Source organism: Serratia nematodiphila DZ0503SBS1 (assembly GCF_000738675.1).
Classification (GTDB): Bacteria; Pseudomonadota; Gammaproteobacteria; order Enterobacterales; family Enterobacteriaceae; genus Serratia; species Serratia nematodiphila.
On the sequence record NZ_JPUX01000001.1, the window covers coordinates 714738 to 730557 of the forward strand.

At 62.9% G+C, this 15820-nt stretch carries 11 protein-coding genes; 4 read left to right on the forward strand and 7 right to left on the reverse strand.

The window, feature by feature from the left end:
- Positions 1 to 3: 3 nt before the first annotated feature.
- On the forward strand, positions 4 to 279 hold the full coding sequence (locus JL05_RS03285) for a type II toxin-antitoxin system RelE/ParE family toxin (protein WP_033631648.1): 276 nt from the start codon (positions 4 to 6) through the stop codon (positions 277 to 279).
- A 5-nt stretch (positions 280 to 284) separates the two neighbouring features.
- On the opposite strand, the gene nrdG is transcribed toward JL05_RS03285, so the two are convergent.
- The 3 genes from nrdG to JL05_RS03300 form a co-directional block, all read right to left on the reverse strand.
- Positions 285 to 749 carry an anaerobic ribonucleoside-triphosphate reductase-activating protein gene (gene nrdG, locus JL05_RS03290; protein ID WP_033631649.1) on the reverse strand — a complete coding sequence of 155 codons (465 nt, stop codon included), beginning with the start codon at positions 747 to 749 and terminating at the stop codon, positions 285 to 287.
- Positions 750 to 917: 168 nt separating this feature from the next.
- Positions 918 to 3056 (reverse strand): anaerobic ribonucleoside-triphosphate reductase, encoded by a 2139-nt coding sequence (gene nrdD, locus JL05_RS03295; protein ID WP_033631650.1) that lies wholly within the window; start codon positions 3054 to 3056, stop codon positions 918 to 920.
- Positions 3057 to 3300: 244 nt separating this feature from the next.
- The gene (locus tag JL05_RS03300) at positions 3301 to 4215 is read right to left on the reverse strand and encodes a LysR family transcriptional regulator (RefSeq protein ID WP_033631651.1); all 915 of its coding nucleotides are present in this window, start codon (positions 4213 to 4215) and stop codon (positions 3301 to 3303) included.
- Positions 4216 to 4320: 105 nt separating this feature from the next.
- Here JL05_RS03300 and JL05_RS03305 point away from each other — a divergent pair, with 105 nt between their 5' ends.
- A complete protein-coding gene (locus JL05_RS03305) occupies positions 4321 to 4845 on the forward strand; it encodes an NAD(P)H-dependent oxidoreductase (RefSeq protein WP_033631652.1) in 525 nt (174 codons plus the stop codon).
- A gap of 28 nt (positions 4846 to 4873) precedes the next feature.
- Here JL05_RS03305 and treC read toward each other — a convergent pair whose 3' ends face one another.
- The 3 genes from treC to treR all read right to left on the reverse strand — a co-directional run bounded on the left by treC (position 4874) and on the right by treR (position 9236).
- On the reverse strand, positions 4874 to 6538 hold the full coding sequence (treC, locus tag JL05_RS03310; RefSeq protein WP_033631653.1) for an alpha,alpha-phosphotrehalase: 1665 nt from the start codon (positions 6536 to 6538) through the stop codon (positions 4874 to 4876).
- 197 nt (positions 6539 to 6735) lie between these two features.
- Positions 6736 to 8151, reverse strand: coding sequence for a PTS trehalose transporter subunit IIBC (gene treB, locus JL05_RS03315; RefSeq protein ID WP_033631654.1), 1416 nt, complete (start codon positions 8149 to 8151; stop codon positions 6736 to 6738).
- 137 nt (positions 8152 to 8288) lie between these two features.
- Positions 8289 to 9236, reverse strand: coding sequence for a trehalose operon repressor TreR (treR, locus tag JL05_RS03320; protein ID WP_015376450.1), 948 nt, complete (start codon positions 9234 to 9236; stop codon positions 8289 to 8291).
- A 424-nt stretch (positions 9237 to 9660) separates the two neighbouring features.
- Here treR and mgtA point away from each other — a divergent pair, with 424 nt between their 5' ends.
- On the forward strand, positions 9661 to 12369 hold the full coding sequence (gene mgtA / locus JL05_RS03325) for a magnesium-translocating P-type ATPase (RefSeq protein WP_033631655.1): 2709 nt from the start codon (positions 9661 to 9663) through the stop codon (positions 12367 to 12369).
- 267 nt (positions 12370 to 12636) lie between these two features.
- Positions 12637 to 15027: a beta-N-acetylhexosaminidase gene (locus tag JL05_RS03330; RefSeq protein WP_033631656.1), complete on the forward strand. Its 2391-nt coding sequence runs from the start codon at positions 12637 to 12639 to the stop codon at positions 15025 to 15027.
- A 29-nt stretch (positions 15028 to 15056) separates the two neighbouring features.
- Here the strand turns inward: JL05_RS03330 and JL05_RS03335 are convergent, their stop codons facing one another.
- Positions 15057 to 15785 carry a proteasome-type protease gene (locus JL05_RS03335; protein WP_015376453.1) on the reverse strand — a complete coding sequence of 243 codons (729 nt, stop codon included), beginning with the start codon at positions 15783 to 15785 and terminating at the stop codon, positions 15057 to 15059.
- Positions 15786 to 15820 lie beyond the last annotated feature (35 nt).

Sequence of the window (15820 nt, forward strand, 5' to 3'; positions counted from 1 at the left end):
GTTATGCGTATCGAATGGGATAATGCAGCGCTACGGGACAGGGAACGTATTTTTGAGTTTCTTTATATTTTCAATCCACAGGCGGCAGTGCAGGCTGATAACGAGATAGATAAAGCGGTAAAGCGCCTGCTGGATCATCCTGAATTAGGTAAGCCTTGGTATGGGAAGGCACGTAAGCTGCTAGTTGACAAGGCCTCCCTGTTGCTGGTGTATATCATCGTCGATGATGTTATTAAGGTTTTCTCGATTGCCCACCAGCGCGAGAAATTTCCAAACTAGCGTTGTCAGCGCAACCTATGCACCACCTGGTTGCTGCTGCCGCGCCAGATCAGCGCCGGGTCTTTCAAATCCTGCACGAACTTGCCGTCGATCAGCACGTTGATTCTGTCCACTATCTGCATTTGCTGTGCGTCCAGCTCCGCCAGCCGGTAGCCGGTCCACAGCCAGATATCCTTGCCGGGGCACTCGGCGTGCACCCGTTTCACCAGCGTTAAGATGCTCGGCACGTTGGCCGGATGCAGCGGATCGCCGCCGGAGAGCGACAGCCCCTGGCGCGGCACGCGCGTATCGTTCAGATCGGCGATGATGCGGTCTTCCAGCGCCGGGGTAAACGGCTGGCCGGAGTTGAGCCGCCAGGTGCTTTTGTTGTAGCAACCGGGGCACTGGTGCACGCAGCCGGCGACAAACAGCGTGCAGCGGGTGCCGGGGCCGTTGACCACGTCGATCGGATAGTACTGGTGATAATTCATGTGAGGCCTGCCCATCAGGCTATTTTACTGGCCAGTTTGCCTCCGGGCAGGGCTCCCAATCCTCACGTACTGCGTGTACGCTGCGGTTGGTGCGCGCTGGCCGAAGGCAAACCGGCGGCGACAATCACGCCTGATGAACAGGCTTCTGCCTAGGTTGCACGGCGTTTTTCAGCCGAGCTGCCCATTACCGAGGTGTTTCACCCGGCGTTTCACCTCTTCCTGCTTGCCGGCGTTGAACGGCCGGGCATCGGGGCTGCCGAGATAGCCGCACACCCGGCGGGTGACCGAGACCTTGGCCGAGTCGTGGTTGCCGCATTTCGGGCAGGTGAAGCCTTTGCTGGTGCAGGAGAATTCACCGGTGAAGCCGCATTCGTAGCACTCGTCGATCGGCGTGTTGGTGCCGTAGTAAGGCACCCGGGTGTAGCTGTAGTCCCATACGTCTTCCAGCGCCTTCAGGTTGTGCTGCAGGTTCGGGTATTCGCCGTAGCAGATGAAGCCGCCGCTGGCCAACGGCGGGTAGGGCGCTTCGAAGTCCAGCTTGTCGTAGGGATTGACCTTCTTCTCCACGTCGAGGTGGAAGCTGTTGGTGTAATAGCCCTTGTCGGTGACGCCCGGCACCACGCCGAAATCGGCGGTGTCCAGCCGGCAGAAGCGATCGCACAGGTTCTCGCTCGGCGTGCTGTAGAGGCTGAAGCCGTAGCCGGTCTCGTCTTTCCAGGCGTCGACGGCGGCACGCAGCCGCGCGACGATCGCCACCGCTTTGGCGCGCAGCGCTTCGTCGTCATACACGTGGTTTTTGCCGCCGAACAGCGCGTTGATGGTCTCGTGCAGGCCGATGTAGCCCAGCGAAATCGAGGCGCGGCCGTGCTTGAAGATATCGGCGATATTGTCGTCGGCCTTGAGCCGCACGCCGCAGGCGCCTTCCATGTACAAGATTGGCGCCACCCGCGCCTTGATGCCTTCCAGCCGGGCGATGCGCGTCATCAGCGCCTTTTTCGCCAGCTGCAGGCGCTGATCCAGCAGCGCCCAGAAGCGCGACTCATCGCCCATCGCTTCCAGCGCGATGCGCGGCAGGTTGAGGCTGATGACGCCGATGTTGTTGCGGCCGTCGTGCACCAGCTCGCCGTCCTGCTCGTAGGTGCCGAGGAAGCTGCGGCAGCCCATCGGCGTTTTGAACGAGCCGGTGACCTTCACCACTTGATCGTAGTTGAGGATGTCCGGGTACATGCGCTTGCTGGCGCACTCCAGTGCCAGCTGCTTGATGTCGTAGTTCGGGTCGCCGTACTGGTGGTTGAGGCCGTCGCGGATGGCGAACACCAGTTTGGGGAACACGGCAGTCTTGCGGTTTTTGCCCAGCCCGGCGATGCGGTTTTTCAGGATCGAGCGCTGGATCAGGCGCGACTCCCAGCTGGTGCCGAGGCCGAAGCCGAAGGTGACGAACGGCGTCTGGCCGTTGGCGGTGTGCAGGGTGTTGACCTCGTACTCCAGCGACTGGAAGGCGTCGTAACACTCTTTCTCGGTGCGCGCCATGGCATAGCCTTTGGCGTCCGGGATCTGCCACTCTTCCGCCACCTGCAGGTGTTTGCGGAAGCTCTCGTCGACGAACGGCGCCAGAATTTCATCGATGCGGTTGATGGTGGTGCCGCCATAGATATGGCTGGCGACCTGAGCGATGATCTGCGCGGTCACGGCGGTGGCGGTGGAGATCGACTTCGGCGGCTCGATCTCGGCGTTGCCCATCTTGAAGCCGTTGGTCAGCATGCCTTTCAGATCGATTAGCATGCAGTTGAACATCGGGAAGAACGGCGAGTAGTCGAGATCGTGGTAGTGAATTTCGCCGCGTTCATGGGCCAGCACCACGTCGCGCGGCAGGATGTGCTGCTTGGCGTAGTGTTTGGCGACGATGCCCGCCAGCAGGTCGCGCTGGGTGGGGATCACCTTGCTGTCCTTGTTGGCGTTTTCGTTCAGCAGCGCGCGGTTGCTTTGCTCGACCAGGCCGCGAATTTCCTGATTCAGGCGGCCGCGCAGCTCGCGCGCCACGTCGCGATCGTGGCGGTATTCGATATAGGCGCGCGCCAGCTGTTTGTATTCACCGGCCATCAGCTGGTTTTCCACTGCCTGCTGGATCTCGTGGATATCGACGCGCGGCTGCTGCTCCATGCGCTGAGCGACCACGCGGGCGACGGTGGCGCAGTAGTCGGCGTCGACCACGCCCACCGCCAGCGCGGCGCGCTCGATGGCCTGCGCAATGCGCGCTTCGTCAAAAGGTACCTGGCAACCGTCCCGCTTAATCACTACTGGTTTCACGTTGTACTCCTTGTTCCCCGAGGGAGCGTTCATACCCGCCTGACGCGGCGAGCAACCGTCAAATTTCGCTTATCCACAGGGCAAAGCCGCAGCGCGCAAGGGCTGTGGCGACGTGTGGATGATTTTGTGGATAACTACTATATATAGGTGTTTGCAATTCTTAATGCACTATATATAGATATTGGTGCGATTCTTTTGATGTAGAACAAGGAAAACGGAAGAGCGTGTGCAAGCTGAACAGTCGTCAATCGCCCGCCGGCCGATCGCGAAAATGTTCCAGCAGAAAATCGACCCAGACGCGCACCCGCGGCGGCAGATCCGCTGAGGCGTAATAGAGCCACAGCTGCACCGGGCGCGGCCAGCATTCCGCCAGCACCGGCCGCAGCGTGCCCTGCTCGAAGTGTTTCTCGACGTACCAGCGCGCCAGGTTGACGATGCCCAGCCCGGCCAGCGCCGCATCCAGCAACATCTCCGGCCGGCTGACCACCAGCCGGCCGTTCAGATCCAGCGCCAGCGTTTCGCCCTGATGGCGCAGCTGCCATTTGACGTGGCGGCCGTTGCCCGGGTTACGGTGCAGCAGGCAGTCGTGGCGCAGCAGATCGTGCGGCGTTTGCGGCTCACCGCGCCGCGCCAGATAGTCGGGCGAGGCCGCCAGCACCATATGCATCGGGTAGAGCGGGCGGGCCACCAGCCGGCTGTCGGGATCGACCCGGCTGCCGATGCCGACGTCGAAGCCTTCGCCCACCAGGTTCACCACCCGGGCGTCCAGCGACAGATCGAGATCGATCTGCGGATAGCGCGCCAGAAATTGCGGGATCAACGGCATCAGCATCTGGCGGCCGAAGCCGGGGATCATGCTGACGCGCACCACCCCGGCCGGCGCCTGCCGTTCGCCGCCGGCGCTCTCCAGCGTGGCCGCCAGCGCCTGCCACAGCGGCGCCACCTGCGCCAGCAGCGCCTTACCCTCGTCGGTCAGCAGCACGTTGTGGGTGTTGCGCTGAAACAGCCGCAGCGCCAGCTTCTCTTCCAGCGTGCGGATGTTTTTGCTGACCGCCGCTGGCGTGACGCCCAGCTGGCGAGCAGCGGCGGAGAAATTTTGCGCCTGCGCGGCGGCGAGGAAGGCCGGCAGCAGGCGGTGCACGTCAAAGGGCAGCGACATAGTGGTTGATACTTTTGGTTGAAATTGAAGTGACCTTTAACAGCCTACACCCGAAGCGGCGGAAATGGAAAAATGCCCTCATCTTCTTATGACCGAGGAATCGTTATGTCGCGCATTTTAGTGTTAACCGCCCACCGCACCCCCGACGAGTCGCGCATTAATAAGGCGCTGATCGAGGCCGTACGCCCGCTGCCCAACGTGACCGTTCACGAACTGATTCGCGCGTACCCGGATTACCGCATCGACGTGGCGCGCGAACAGGCGCTGCTGCAGAGCCATGATGCGGTGGTGATGCTGTTCCCGTTTTTCTGGTACAGCTCGCCGGCGATCCTCAGCGAATGGCAGGATGCGGTATTAACCTACGGTTTCGCCTACGGCAGCGAAGGCACCCAACTGCACGGCAAGCCGCTGCAGCTGGTGGTGAGCACCGGCGGCGACGCGCAGGCTTATACGGCGGAAGGGTACAACCGTTATCCGGTGCAGGATCTGCTGCTGCCGTTCCACGCCATGGCCAACCTGACCGGCATGGATTATCTGCCGCCGCATCTGGTGCAGGGCGTATTCGACATGAGTGATGAACGCCTGGCGCGAGAGGCCGCCGGGGTGGTGGCACTGCTGGGGAAATGGTAGGGCGCAGCGCTCGCCGCGCCCTGCGGGGTTAGTCTTCGAGCAGCCACCACACCGCTTCGAACGGCCGTAGCGTCAGCGCCTGCGGCTGGTCTGCCGAGTCGCTGTAGTTGCTCATCAGCGGGCGCCACTGGGCGGAAGGCTCCACGCCCGCCGCCGTCCAGTCCTGCGGCTCGCGGCTCAGGTTGGCCGCTACCAGCAGGCGCTGGCCGTTCCAGCTGCGCTGATAGCACCACAGCGCCGGGTGTTCCGGTGCCAGATCCTGATAGTCGCCGTGGGTCAGCAGCGGGTATTGCTTGCGCAGGGTGATCAGCTGGCGGTAGGCGTAAAACACCGAGTCGAGGTCGGCCAGCGCCGCTTCGGCGTTGATCTGCGGGTAGTTCTCAGCGCAGCCGATCCACGGCGTGCCGGTGGTGAAACCGGCGTGCGGCGCGGCGCTCCACTGCATCGGCGTGCGGCCGTTGTCGCGCGATTTGTCGGCCAGGATCGCCAGCAGCTCGGCGTCGCTGCGGCCCTGGGCGCGCAGTTCGGCGTACATGTTCAAGCTTTCCACGTCGCGATACTGCTCGATGGCGCGGAAGCCGGGGTTGGTCATGCCGAGTTCTTCGCCCTGATAGATATAAGGCGTGCCCTGCATGCCGTGCAGCACCATCGCCAGCATTTTGGCGGCCGGCACTCGCAGTGTGCCTTCATCGCCGAAGCGTGACACGATGCGCGGCTGATCGTGGTTGCACCAGAACAGCGCGTTCCAGGCGCGGTTATGCATCCCTTGCTGCCAGTGGCGGAAGATCTGCTTCAGCTCCACGTAATCCGGCGCCGCCCGCGTCCATTTTTCGCCGCCCGCGTAGTCCACCTTCAGATGGTGGAAGTTGAAAGTCATCGACAGCTCTTCACCGCTCTGCGCAGCGTATTGCTGGCAATGCTCGAGCGTGGTGGAGGACATCTCGCCCACCGTCATCAGGCCGCGCGGCTGGAACACGTCGCGGCTCATCTCCTGCAGGAACTCGTGGATGCGCGGGCCGTCGGTGTAGAAGCGGCGGCCGTCGCCCTGGCTGTCAGACGGGAAGTCCTGCTGCTTGGACACCAGGTTGATCACGTCGAGGCGCAGGCCATCGACGCCTTTGTCCGCCCAGAACTGGCACACTTTCTTCAACTCTTCGCGCACCGGCGGGTGCTCCCAGTTGAGATCCGCCTGCTCGGCGGCGAACAGGTGCAGGTAGTACTGGCCGCTGTCGGCGTGCCACTGCCAGGCGTTGCCGCCGAACTTGGAGCGCCAGTTGTTCGGCGGCGTATCGCCTTCGCCGTCGCGCCAGACGTAGAACTGACGATACGGGCTGTGGCGATCCTGCGCGGCCTTGAACCACGGGTGCTCGGTCGAGGTGTGGTTGAACACCATGTCCATCACGATGCGAATGCCGCGCTGGTGGGCGGCGGCGACCAGCAGCTCGAAGTCCGCCATCGTGCCGTAAGCCGGATCGATGGCGCAGTAGTCCGCCACGTCATAGCCATTGTCCACCTGTGGCGACACGTAGACCGGCGTCAGCCAGATGGCGTCGACGCCCAGCTCCTGCAGATAGTCCAGCCGCCGCGTCACGCCGGCCAAATCGCCGTAGCCGTTGCCGGTGCTGTCCTGAAAACTCTTCGGATAAATTTGGTAGATGACGCCGTTCTGCCACCAGGGGGTTGGGTTGCTCATAGTTCAATACCTTTGAATCGTGACAACGGGCCCGTACCCTTCATCTTTCAAACTGCAGCGTTGTTGGCTGCTGGCGCTGCACCCCAGTCACTTACTTGAGTAAGCTCCTGGGGATTTGCACCCTTGCCGCCTAGCTACAGCTCGAAAGCTATAGGGTATTTCCAGCCCCTACATTCATGTTGCGTATTTTGCGTCAATCAGACCGGCAGCTCGCCGCGGGCGGCCTTGCGTTTGTAGACCATGATGGTCAGCACCAGTGGGATGACGATCGCCACCAGAATCGCCAGCGAGTAAATCAGCCAGAACTGCGGCTTGATAGACAGGATGCCCGGCAGGCCGCCGACGCCGATGCCGTTGGCCATCACGCCGTCCAGCCCGCAGATAAGGCCCGCGATCGCGGAGCCGATCATCGCGCACAGCATCGGGAAGCGGTATTTGAGGTTGATGCCGTACATCGCCGGTTCGGTCACGCCGAGATAGGCGGAGATCGCCGCTGGCACCGAAATTTCACGCTCGTTGGCCTTGCGGCTGATGATGATGATGCCGAGCACCGCCGAGGCCTGCGCGATGTTGGACAGCGCAATCAGCGGCCATACCGGGGTGCCGCCCATGCTCTGGATCATCTGCATGTCGATGGCCAGCGTGGTCTGGTGCACGCCGGTGATCACCAGCGGCGCATACAGGAAGCCGAACAGCGCAGCGCCCACCGGCGCGAAGCTGCCGGTCATCACCGCTTTCACCGCCCAGGCGACGCCGTCGCCGATCATGCGGCCGAACGGCCCGATCAGCGCGTGCGCCAGGAACACCGCCAGCAGCAGCGAGACCACTGGCACCACCACCAGATAGAGATAGTCGGGGACGATCTTTTTCAGCCGGGTCTCGATCCAGCCCAGCGCCATGCCCGCCAGGATCGACGGGATCACCTGCGCCTGATAGCCGACTTTCTGGATCACGAACCAGCCGAAGTTCCACACTTCCGGCGTTTGCTGGCCGAGCAGGTAGGAGTTCATCAGCTGCGGCGACACCAGGGTGACGCCAAGCACGATGCCGAGCACCGGCGTGCCGCCCATCTTTTTCACCGTCGACCAACAGATGGCCACCGGCAGGAACATGAAGATCGCTTCGCCCAGCAGCCACAGGAAGTCGTAAACGGTTTTCCACGCCGGGTGCATCTGCGCCAGCGTTTGGCCGCCGGACATCGGGATGTCGCCGATCACGTTGCGGAAACCTAGGATCAGACCGCCGCTGATCAGCGCCGGCAGCAGCGGGAAGAAGATCTCGGCGAAGTGGGAGATGGTGCGCTCGGTCCAGGTCATGTTCTGGCGCGCCGCCACCTTGGCCTGCTCCTTGTCGGCCTCGTTGACGCCGGTGCTGGCGATCAGCGCCTGATAGTAGTCGCCGACGTCGGTGCCGATCACCACCTGGAACTGCCCGGCGTTGGTGAAGCAGCCTTTGACCATCGGCAGCTCTTCGATCTCTTTCGGTTTCGCCTTATTGGGATCGTTGAGGACGAAACGCAGCCGGGTAATGCAATGGCTGACGGTGGCGATGTTCTCGCGGCCGCCGACCAAAACAATCAGGCGATCAATATCCTGCTGTTTTACTTTGCTCATTATGGGATACCTGCAGAGGTGTTGACTGAGTAATGATCAAAGCTTAGCCACTCGGCTTTTTGAATGAAATGGGAACGTTCCCGGTTTGGGGCGAGGATCACAAAATGACAAAAAATGGTCAATTTCTAATCAGGGAGTCAGGAAAGTTTGCTGGGCACCACCAGGCGGCGGATCCCCTGTTCGCCGCTGAGCTGCGCCAGCAGCTGCTGCGCGGCCAGCAGGCCGGCGCTGCCGTAGCCGAACTCCACCGACAGAGTGTCGGGGAACAGGAAGCTGAGCAGCGGGGTGTTGCCGATGGCGCACACCTGAATGGCGCGCGCCGGCTGCTGCTGCAGGTACTTGATCGCGCCGAGGGCGATGCTGTCGGAGGCGCAGATCAGCGCGCTGGTGTGCGCATCGATCACTTCGGCGGCGTGCTGGAAACCGCTCTGGTAACTCAGCTCGCCCAGCGTGGCGCGCGGCGTGAGCGTGAGGCGTTCACAGGCGTCGAGATAGGCCTGGTAGCGGCGCTGGCCGGTGGTGGCGTCGCTGAGCTGCACCCCCAGATAGCCGATATGCCGATGCCCCTGCCGGTACAGACGATCCATCAACAGGTTCACCGCGCCGGCGTCGTCGTAGCAGACGGACGAGAAGCCGTCGTATTCGCGCACCATCACCACCATTTTTTCCTGCCATGGTTTGAGCATCGCCGCGGTCAGGCCGGTGAAGCCGAACAGGATCACCCCGTCGACGTTGCGCTGGCGCAGCACGTGCAGGTGCTCCTGCACCAGGCGGGTTTCGAACTGGCTCTCCATCACGATCGGGTCGAAGCCCTGCTGATACAGCAGCGGCAGCATGGTGCGCACCGCCTGGTTCTCCGACGGCGAATCGAGACGGGAAACGATGATGCCCACCACTTTGTCGCTCTGGCCGCGCATGGCGCGCGCCGACTTGGAGGGGGTAAACCCTTGCTGACGGATCACCGCTTCCACCCGTTCACGGGTTTGCGGGCTCACGCTGCCTTCATTGTTCAACACGCGTGAGACGGTGGATTTGCCTACGCCGCTCAGGCGTGCGATGTCCTTGATGGTCAGCCGGTTTTGCATGGTTTACTTTTCGTTGAAGTGGACAGGCGTAACATAACGGCCTGTAAAACAATGCCCGTCAGCATAGCTCATTTTCCTACGGGGATCTTGATGCAAAACGGGATTGTTGCACTGCGCTGAACGGCCGCTCCTGCCGCTCTGTTTTTCCCTTTACCGGAGGTTATACCCCATATGGACCCCGACCCGACTGCTTTAGACACTCACTCGGTTCTCCGGTAAAACCTCTCCGCCTGGCGCTGCTGTTTTACCGGTGAAGTACATCACGGTAACCGGTGGCGCGCGCTTCGTCGTTCGCTCCTGCTGCTGAAAAAAATAATAAGGATCTGCGTTGGCAGAGGCTTTTTGGCGCACCCGCCATCCGCCCGGCCGATGACGATCCCCGTTTACCCGCTGCCGTGAGGCACCGGGCGACGAGGTGCGAACCATGAAACTGAAAAAACTCCCCCGTCAGCTGCTGGGCCTGTTCGCCCGCGGCCTCCCGCGCCGTTTGGTGCGCCGCGACAGCCTGCTGGACGGCGTCAGCGGCGCTGCGCGCGATATGCCGGCCGGCCTGGCGCAGCAGCGGCTGGAATGCGCCGCCGCAGAGACGATGCAGCTGTTTGAGCGTTTTCACAGCCACCCGGAAGGCATCACCGCCCATGAGGCGGAACAGGTTCGCCGGCGCTGCGGCGAGAACGTCATCGACGATCAGCAGAAAGAGGCCTGGTGGCAGCACCTGTGGCACTGCTACCGCAACCCGTTCAACCTGCTGCTGACCGCGCTCGGCATGATCTCTTACGCCACCGAAGATCTCACCGGCGCCTTGGTGATCGCGCTGATGGTGCTGATCTCCACGCTGCTGAACTTCATCCAGGAGGCGCGATCCAACCGGGCGGCCGACGCGCTGAAGGCCATGGTGAGCAACACCGCCACGGTGATCCGCAGCGATGCGCTCACCGGCAAGAGTGAGCACGTGGAGCTGCCGATCGCGCAGCTGGTGCCGGGCGACATCATCAAGCTGGCGGCCGGCGACATGATCCCGGCGGATCTGCGCGTGCTGTCGGCCAAGGATCTGTTCATCAGCCAGGCGGCGCTGACCGGCGAATCGCTGCCGGTGGAGAAATCCGCCGCGCCGCAGGCGTTGGCGGCCGATCCGCTCGACTGCCAGAACCTGTGCTTCATGGGCACCAACGTGGTCAGCGGCACCGCGCTGGCGATGGTGATCGACACCGGCGGCAGCACCTATTTCGGCCAGCTGGCGCAGCGCGTCACCAGCCAGGATGAGCAGCCGAACGCCTTCCAGAGCGGCATCAGCAAGGTCAGCTGGCTGCTGATCCGCTTTATGCTGGTGATGACGCCGATCGTGCTGCTGATCAACGGCTACACCAAGGGCGACTGGTGGGAAGCGGCGCTGTTCGCGCTGTCGGTGGCGGTCGGGCTGACGCCGGAAATGCTGCCGATGATCGTCACCTCGACGCTGGCCAAAGGGGCGGTGAAACTGTCGCGCCAGAAGGTGATCGTCAAACGGCTGGACGCCATCCAGAACTTCGGCGCGATGGACATTCTGTGCACCGACAAGACCGGCACCCTGACCCAGGACAAGATCGTGCTGGAGCGCCACACCGATGCGTTCGGCGCCGGCAGCGAGCGGGTGCTGCGCTACGCCTGGCTGAACAGCTTCTACCAGACCGGGCTGAAAAACCTGCTCGACGTGGCGGTGCTGAGCTGCGCGGAGCAGAATCGGCAGCCGGAGGCGCTGCAAAACTACCGCAAGGTGGATGAGATCCCGTTCGATTTCGTGCGCCGCCGCATGTCGGTGGTGGTGGCCAAAGACAACGAGTATCACGAGCTGGTGTGCAAGGGGGCGCTGGAAGAGATGCTGGCGATTTGCAGCCACGTGCGCCACGAAGACGAGGTGATCCCGCTGAGCGAGGCGCTGCTGGCGCGCATTCGCCGCATCACCGACGATCTCAACCAGCAGGGGCTGCGGGTGGTGGCGGTGGCCAACAAGATCCTGCCGGCGCAAACCCATGAATACGGCGTGGCGGATGAATCGGATCTGATCCTCGAAGGCTACGTCGCCTTCCTCGATCCGCCGAAGGAGAGCACCGCGCCGGCGCTGGCGGCGCTGAAACAGAATGGCGTCACGGTGAAGATCCTCACCGGCGACAACGAGCTGGTGGCGGCCAAAGTGTGCCGGGACGTCGGGCTCGAGGCCGATCATCTGCTGCGCGGCAGCGAGATCGAGCAGATGGACGACGAGCAGCTGGCGCAGGCGGCGGCGCGCACCACGGTGTTCGCCAAGCTGACGCCGCTGCACAAGGAGCGCATCGTCAAACTGCTGCGCCGCCAGGGGCACGTGGTGGGCTTTATGGGCGACGGCATCAATGACGCGCCGGCGCTGCGCGCGGCCGACATCGGCATCTCCGTCGATTCGGCGGTGGACATCGCCAAGGAAGCGGCGGACATCATCCTGCTGGAAAAAAGCCTGATGGTGCTGGAGCAGGGGGTGATCGAAGGGCGCCGCACCTTCGCCAACATGCTGAAATACATCAAGATGACCGCCAGCTCCAACTTCGGCAACGTGTTCAGCGTGCTGATCGCCAGCGCCTTCCTGCCGTTCCTGCCGATGTTGCCGCTGCACCTGTTGATTCAGAACCTGATGTACGACATCTCGCAGATCGCCATCCCGTTCGATAACGTCGACGACGATCAGATCACCCAGCCGCAGCGCTGGAACTCCGCCGATCTGGGGCGGTTTATGGTGTTCTTTGGGCCGATCAGTTCAATCTTCGACGTGCTGACCTTCAGCCTGATGTGGTGGGTGTTCAAGGCCAATACGCCGGAAATGCAGACGCTGTTCCAGTCCGGCTGGTTCGTGGAAGGGCTGCTGTCGCAAACGCTGATCGTGCACATGATCCGCACGCGCAAAATTCCGTTTATCCAGAGCCGCCCGTCCTGGCCGCTGTGCATCATGACGCTGGCGGTGATCGCCACCGGCATCGGCCTGGTGTTCTCGCCGCTGGCCGGCTTCCTGCAGCTGCAGGCGCTGCCGCTCGCCTACTTCCCGTGGCTGGTGCTGATCCTCGCCGGTTACATGGTGCTGACCCAGTGCGTGAAAGGCTGGTTCGTACGCCGCTACGGCTGGCAATAACCCGTTCGCCCCCTCCGGCCGGGAGGGGGCAACTGTGATCCCGTCCGCTTTTTCACCGCAACGGTTGGACATCTGTTCTGTGCTGAGTCTTTATCTACAGCGTTGGCTGTTTTCCCCTGCGCCTTTCAAGCCACCGCGTTGTTGGCTGTACGCCCGCCCCCCAGTTACTTAGCAGACCTAAGCGCCTGGGGATGCGGGCGCTTGCCGCCTAGCGGTGGTTTGAAATTCATTGGGGATATTTTGTTTTTTTCCTCTGAGGAATTTCCGATGCACAGACCTTTCCGTTATACGCTACTGGCTTCATCGTTATGGTTTTCTTGCGGCGCGCTGGCGCAGCCGGCGGGTGATCTGCCGCTGATGCCCTGGCCGCAGCAGGTGGACGTGACGCAACCGGCGGGCAAACTGATTTTGGATCACCGGCTGTCGTTAAGCCTCCAGGGCGATGATTTGGGCGACGCGCTGCCGCGCTGGCGCCAGCGCATCGAGTTGCAGACCGGCTGGACGCTGGCGCCGAGGGAAGAAGCAAACGGCGCGGCGATCAAGGTGGTGATCAAGGATCGGGTGGCGGCGCAGCCGCTGCCGGGCAGCGATGAGAGTTACCGGCTGGCGGTCACGCCGCAGGGCGCCACGCTGACCGCCAACACTCGCTTCGGCGCGCTGCGCGGCATGGAGACCCTGCTGCAGCTGCTGCAGACCGACGGGCAAAACACTTTCCTGCCATTGGTGGATATTCGCGACGTGCCGCGTTTTCCGTGGCGCGGCGTGCTGCTGGATTCGGCGCGCCATTTCCTGCCGCTGCCGGACATTCTGCGCCAGCTTGACGGCATGGCGGCGGCCAAGCTCAACGTATTCCACTGGCACCTGACCGACGATCAGGGCTGGCGCTTCGCCTCCGAGCATTACCCCAAATTGCAGCAGCAGGCCAGCGACGGCCAGTTCTACACCCGCGAGCAGATGCGGCAGGTGGTGGCTTACGCCACGGCGCGCGGCATTCGCGTGGTGCCGGAGATAGACATGCCGGGGCACGCCTCCAGCATCGCGGTGGCCTATCCCGATCTGATGAGCGCGCCGGGGCCGTATCGCATGGAGCGCGAGTGGGGCGTGCATAAGCCGACGCTCGATCCGACCCGCGACGAGGTTTATCAGTTTGTCGACACGATCGTCGGCGAGCTGGCGGCGATCTTCCCCGATCCTTATCTGCACATCGGCGGCGACGAAGTGGACGCCAGCCAGTGGCGGGCGTCGCCGTCGATACAGGCGTTTATGCAGCAGAACGGGCTGGCGGATACCCATGCGCTGCAGGCCTACTTCAACCAGAAGCTGGGAAAAGTCCTCGAGAAGCACCAGCGGCAGATGGTCGGCTGGGACGAGATCTATCATCCGTCGCTGCCGCGCTCGATCGTCATTCAATCCTGGCAGGGGCAAGACTCGCTGGGCGCCAGCGCGCAGGATGGCTATCAGGGCATTCTCTCTACCGGTTTCTATCTCGATCAGCCGCAAAGCACCGCCTATCACTACCGCAATGAAATTCTGCCGCAGCCGCTGGGGATCGAGACGGCGGTGCAGCCCGGCGAGCAGGCGCAAAGCTGGCGTTTCAGCATGCCGCGCCTGAAGGGCAGCGCGGTGGAAGGCAGCTTCACGCTGATCGAGGGCAAGCAGGGCTGGCGCGGCTTTATCGATTTCAACGGCAAATCGCGCCGCGCGGTGCACGATATCGTCTGGCGCACGCCGCAGCAGGTGACGTTCCGCGTAGATACCTGGATGGGCGACACACGGCCGGTGTTCACGCTGCAACAGGACAAGCTCAGCGGCTATACGTTGGTCGGCAACGTGCGTTACCCCACCCAGGGCGAGAAACAGGCGGCGGCGCCGGCGGGCAAGATGCCGGTGGTGCCGGATGAGAAGGGGCAGGCCAAGATCCTCGGCGGGGAAGCGGCGCTGTGGGCGGAAAACGTGCGCGCGCCGCTTCTCGATCTCAAGCTGTGGCCGCGCGCTTTTGCAGTGGCGGAGCGGCTGTGGTCGGCGCAGGACGTCACCGATGAAAGCAACATGTACCGGCGGCTGGCGGCGATCGACGCCTGGTCGGTGGTGTCGGTCGGCCTGCAGCAGCACGCGGAAACGGCGCGCGAATTCACCCGGCTGAGCAACAGCGTGCAGATCCTGCCGCTGCAGATCCTGGCCGAGGCGGTGGAGCCAGCGCAGTATTACACCCGCCAGCACCTGAAGTTCCAGGCCGGCAACTATCATCAGTTCGAACCGCTGAATCGCTTTGCCGATTCGCTGCCGCCGGAGAGCGAGGCGGTGCGCGAGATGCATGCGCAGGTCGCGGCTCTGCTGAAGGATAAGCGCGATAAGGCGGCGGCGCAGGCGCTGCGCGAACGGTTGCAGCGCTGGCAGGCGAACGGCGCTGCGCTGCAGACGGCGATCGCGGGCAACCGCGCGCTGCGGGAGCTGGCGCCGGTGGCGCAGGACGTCGATGCCCTGGCCGCATTGGGGTTAACGCTGCTGGAGCGGTATCAGCAGGATAAACCGCTGAGCCGAACCGAGGCAGAACAAGCGCAGCGCCGGCTGGATGCGGCGGCGCAGACGCGCGACGAAGTGGTGATTGCGGCGGTGTACCCGCTGGAGGCGTTGCTGCGGGGGATGCAGGTGCAATGAAGCGGACGGGCTCGTGTGAGCCCGGATCCCTACAGCTGCAGCGGCGGCAACTGGGTGAAAATGCTGACCAGCCCTTCGCCCCAGCCCTTGCGGATGGCGCTGAAGTACGGATGATCTTCGGTAATGCGGTATTGCCGGGCATGACTGAAGCTGTCGCGCGGGTAGATCATCACGTCGAGCGGCAGCCCGACGGACAGGTTGCTGCGTAAGGTTGAATCCAGTGAAATCAGCGCGCATTGCATCGCTTGTTCCAGCGGCGTGTCGTAGTGCAGTACCCGGTCGATGATCGGTTTGCCGTATTTGCTTTCGCCGATCTGAAAGTAGGGCGTGTCGCGGGTGGCTTCGATAAAATTGCCTTGCGGGTAGATATGGAACAGCCGCATCTCTTCCCCGCTAATTTGGCCGCCGAGCAGCAGGTTGCAGCTGAAGTCGGTGGTGCTGCCGCTTTGCTGCGCCTCACTGTCGCGCTGGATCACCTCGCGCACCGTTTCCCCCACCAGCGTGGCGGCGTCGTAGAGGCTGGGAGCGTTGAGCAGGTTGGGGCGTTCGGCGTCCTTGCTGCGGTGCAACAGCAAACTGATGATGCTCTGGGTGGTCGCCAGGTTGCCGGCGCTTTGCAGCACCAGCGTGCGATCGCCGTCCTGTTGGAACACGTGCAGTTTGCGGAAGGTGGAAATATGATCCACCCCGGCGTTGGTGCGCGAATCGGACGCAAAGACCAGCCCGGACGACAAACGCATGGCCACACAGTAGGTCATACTACAATCCCTCAAAACAAGACCGGCACGCCGCC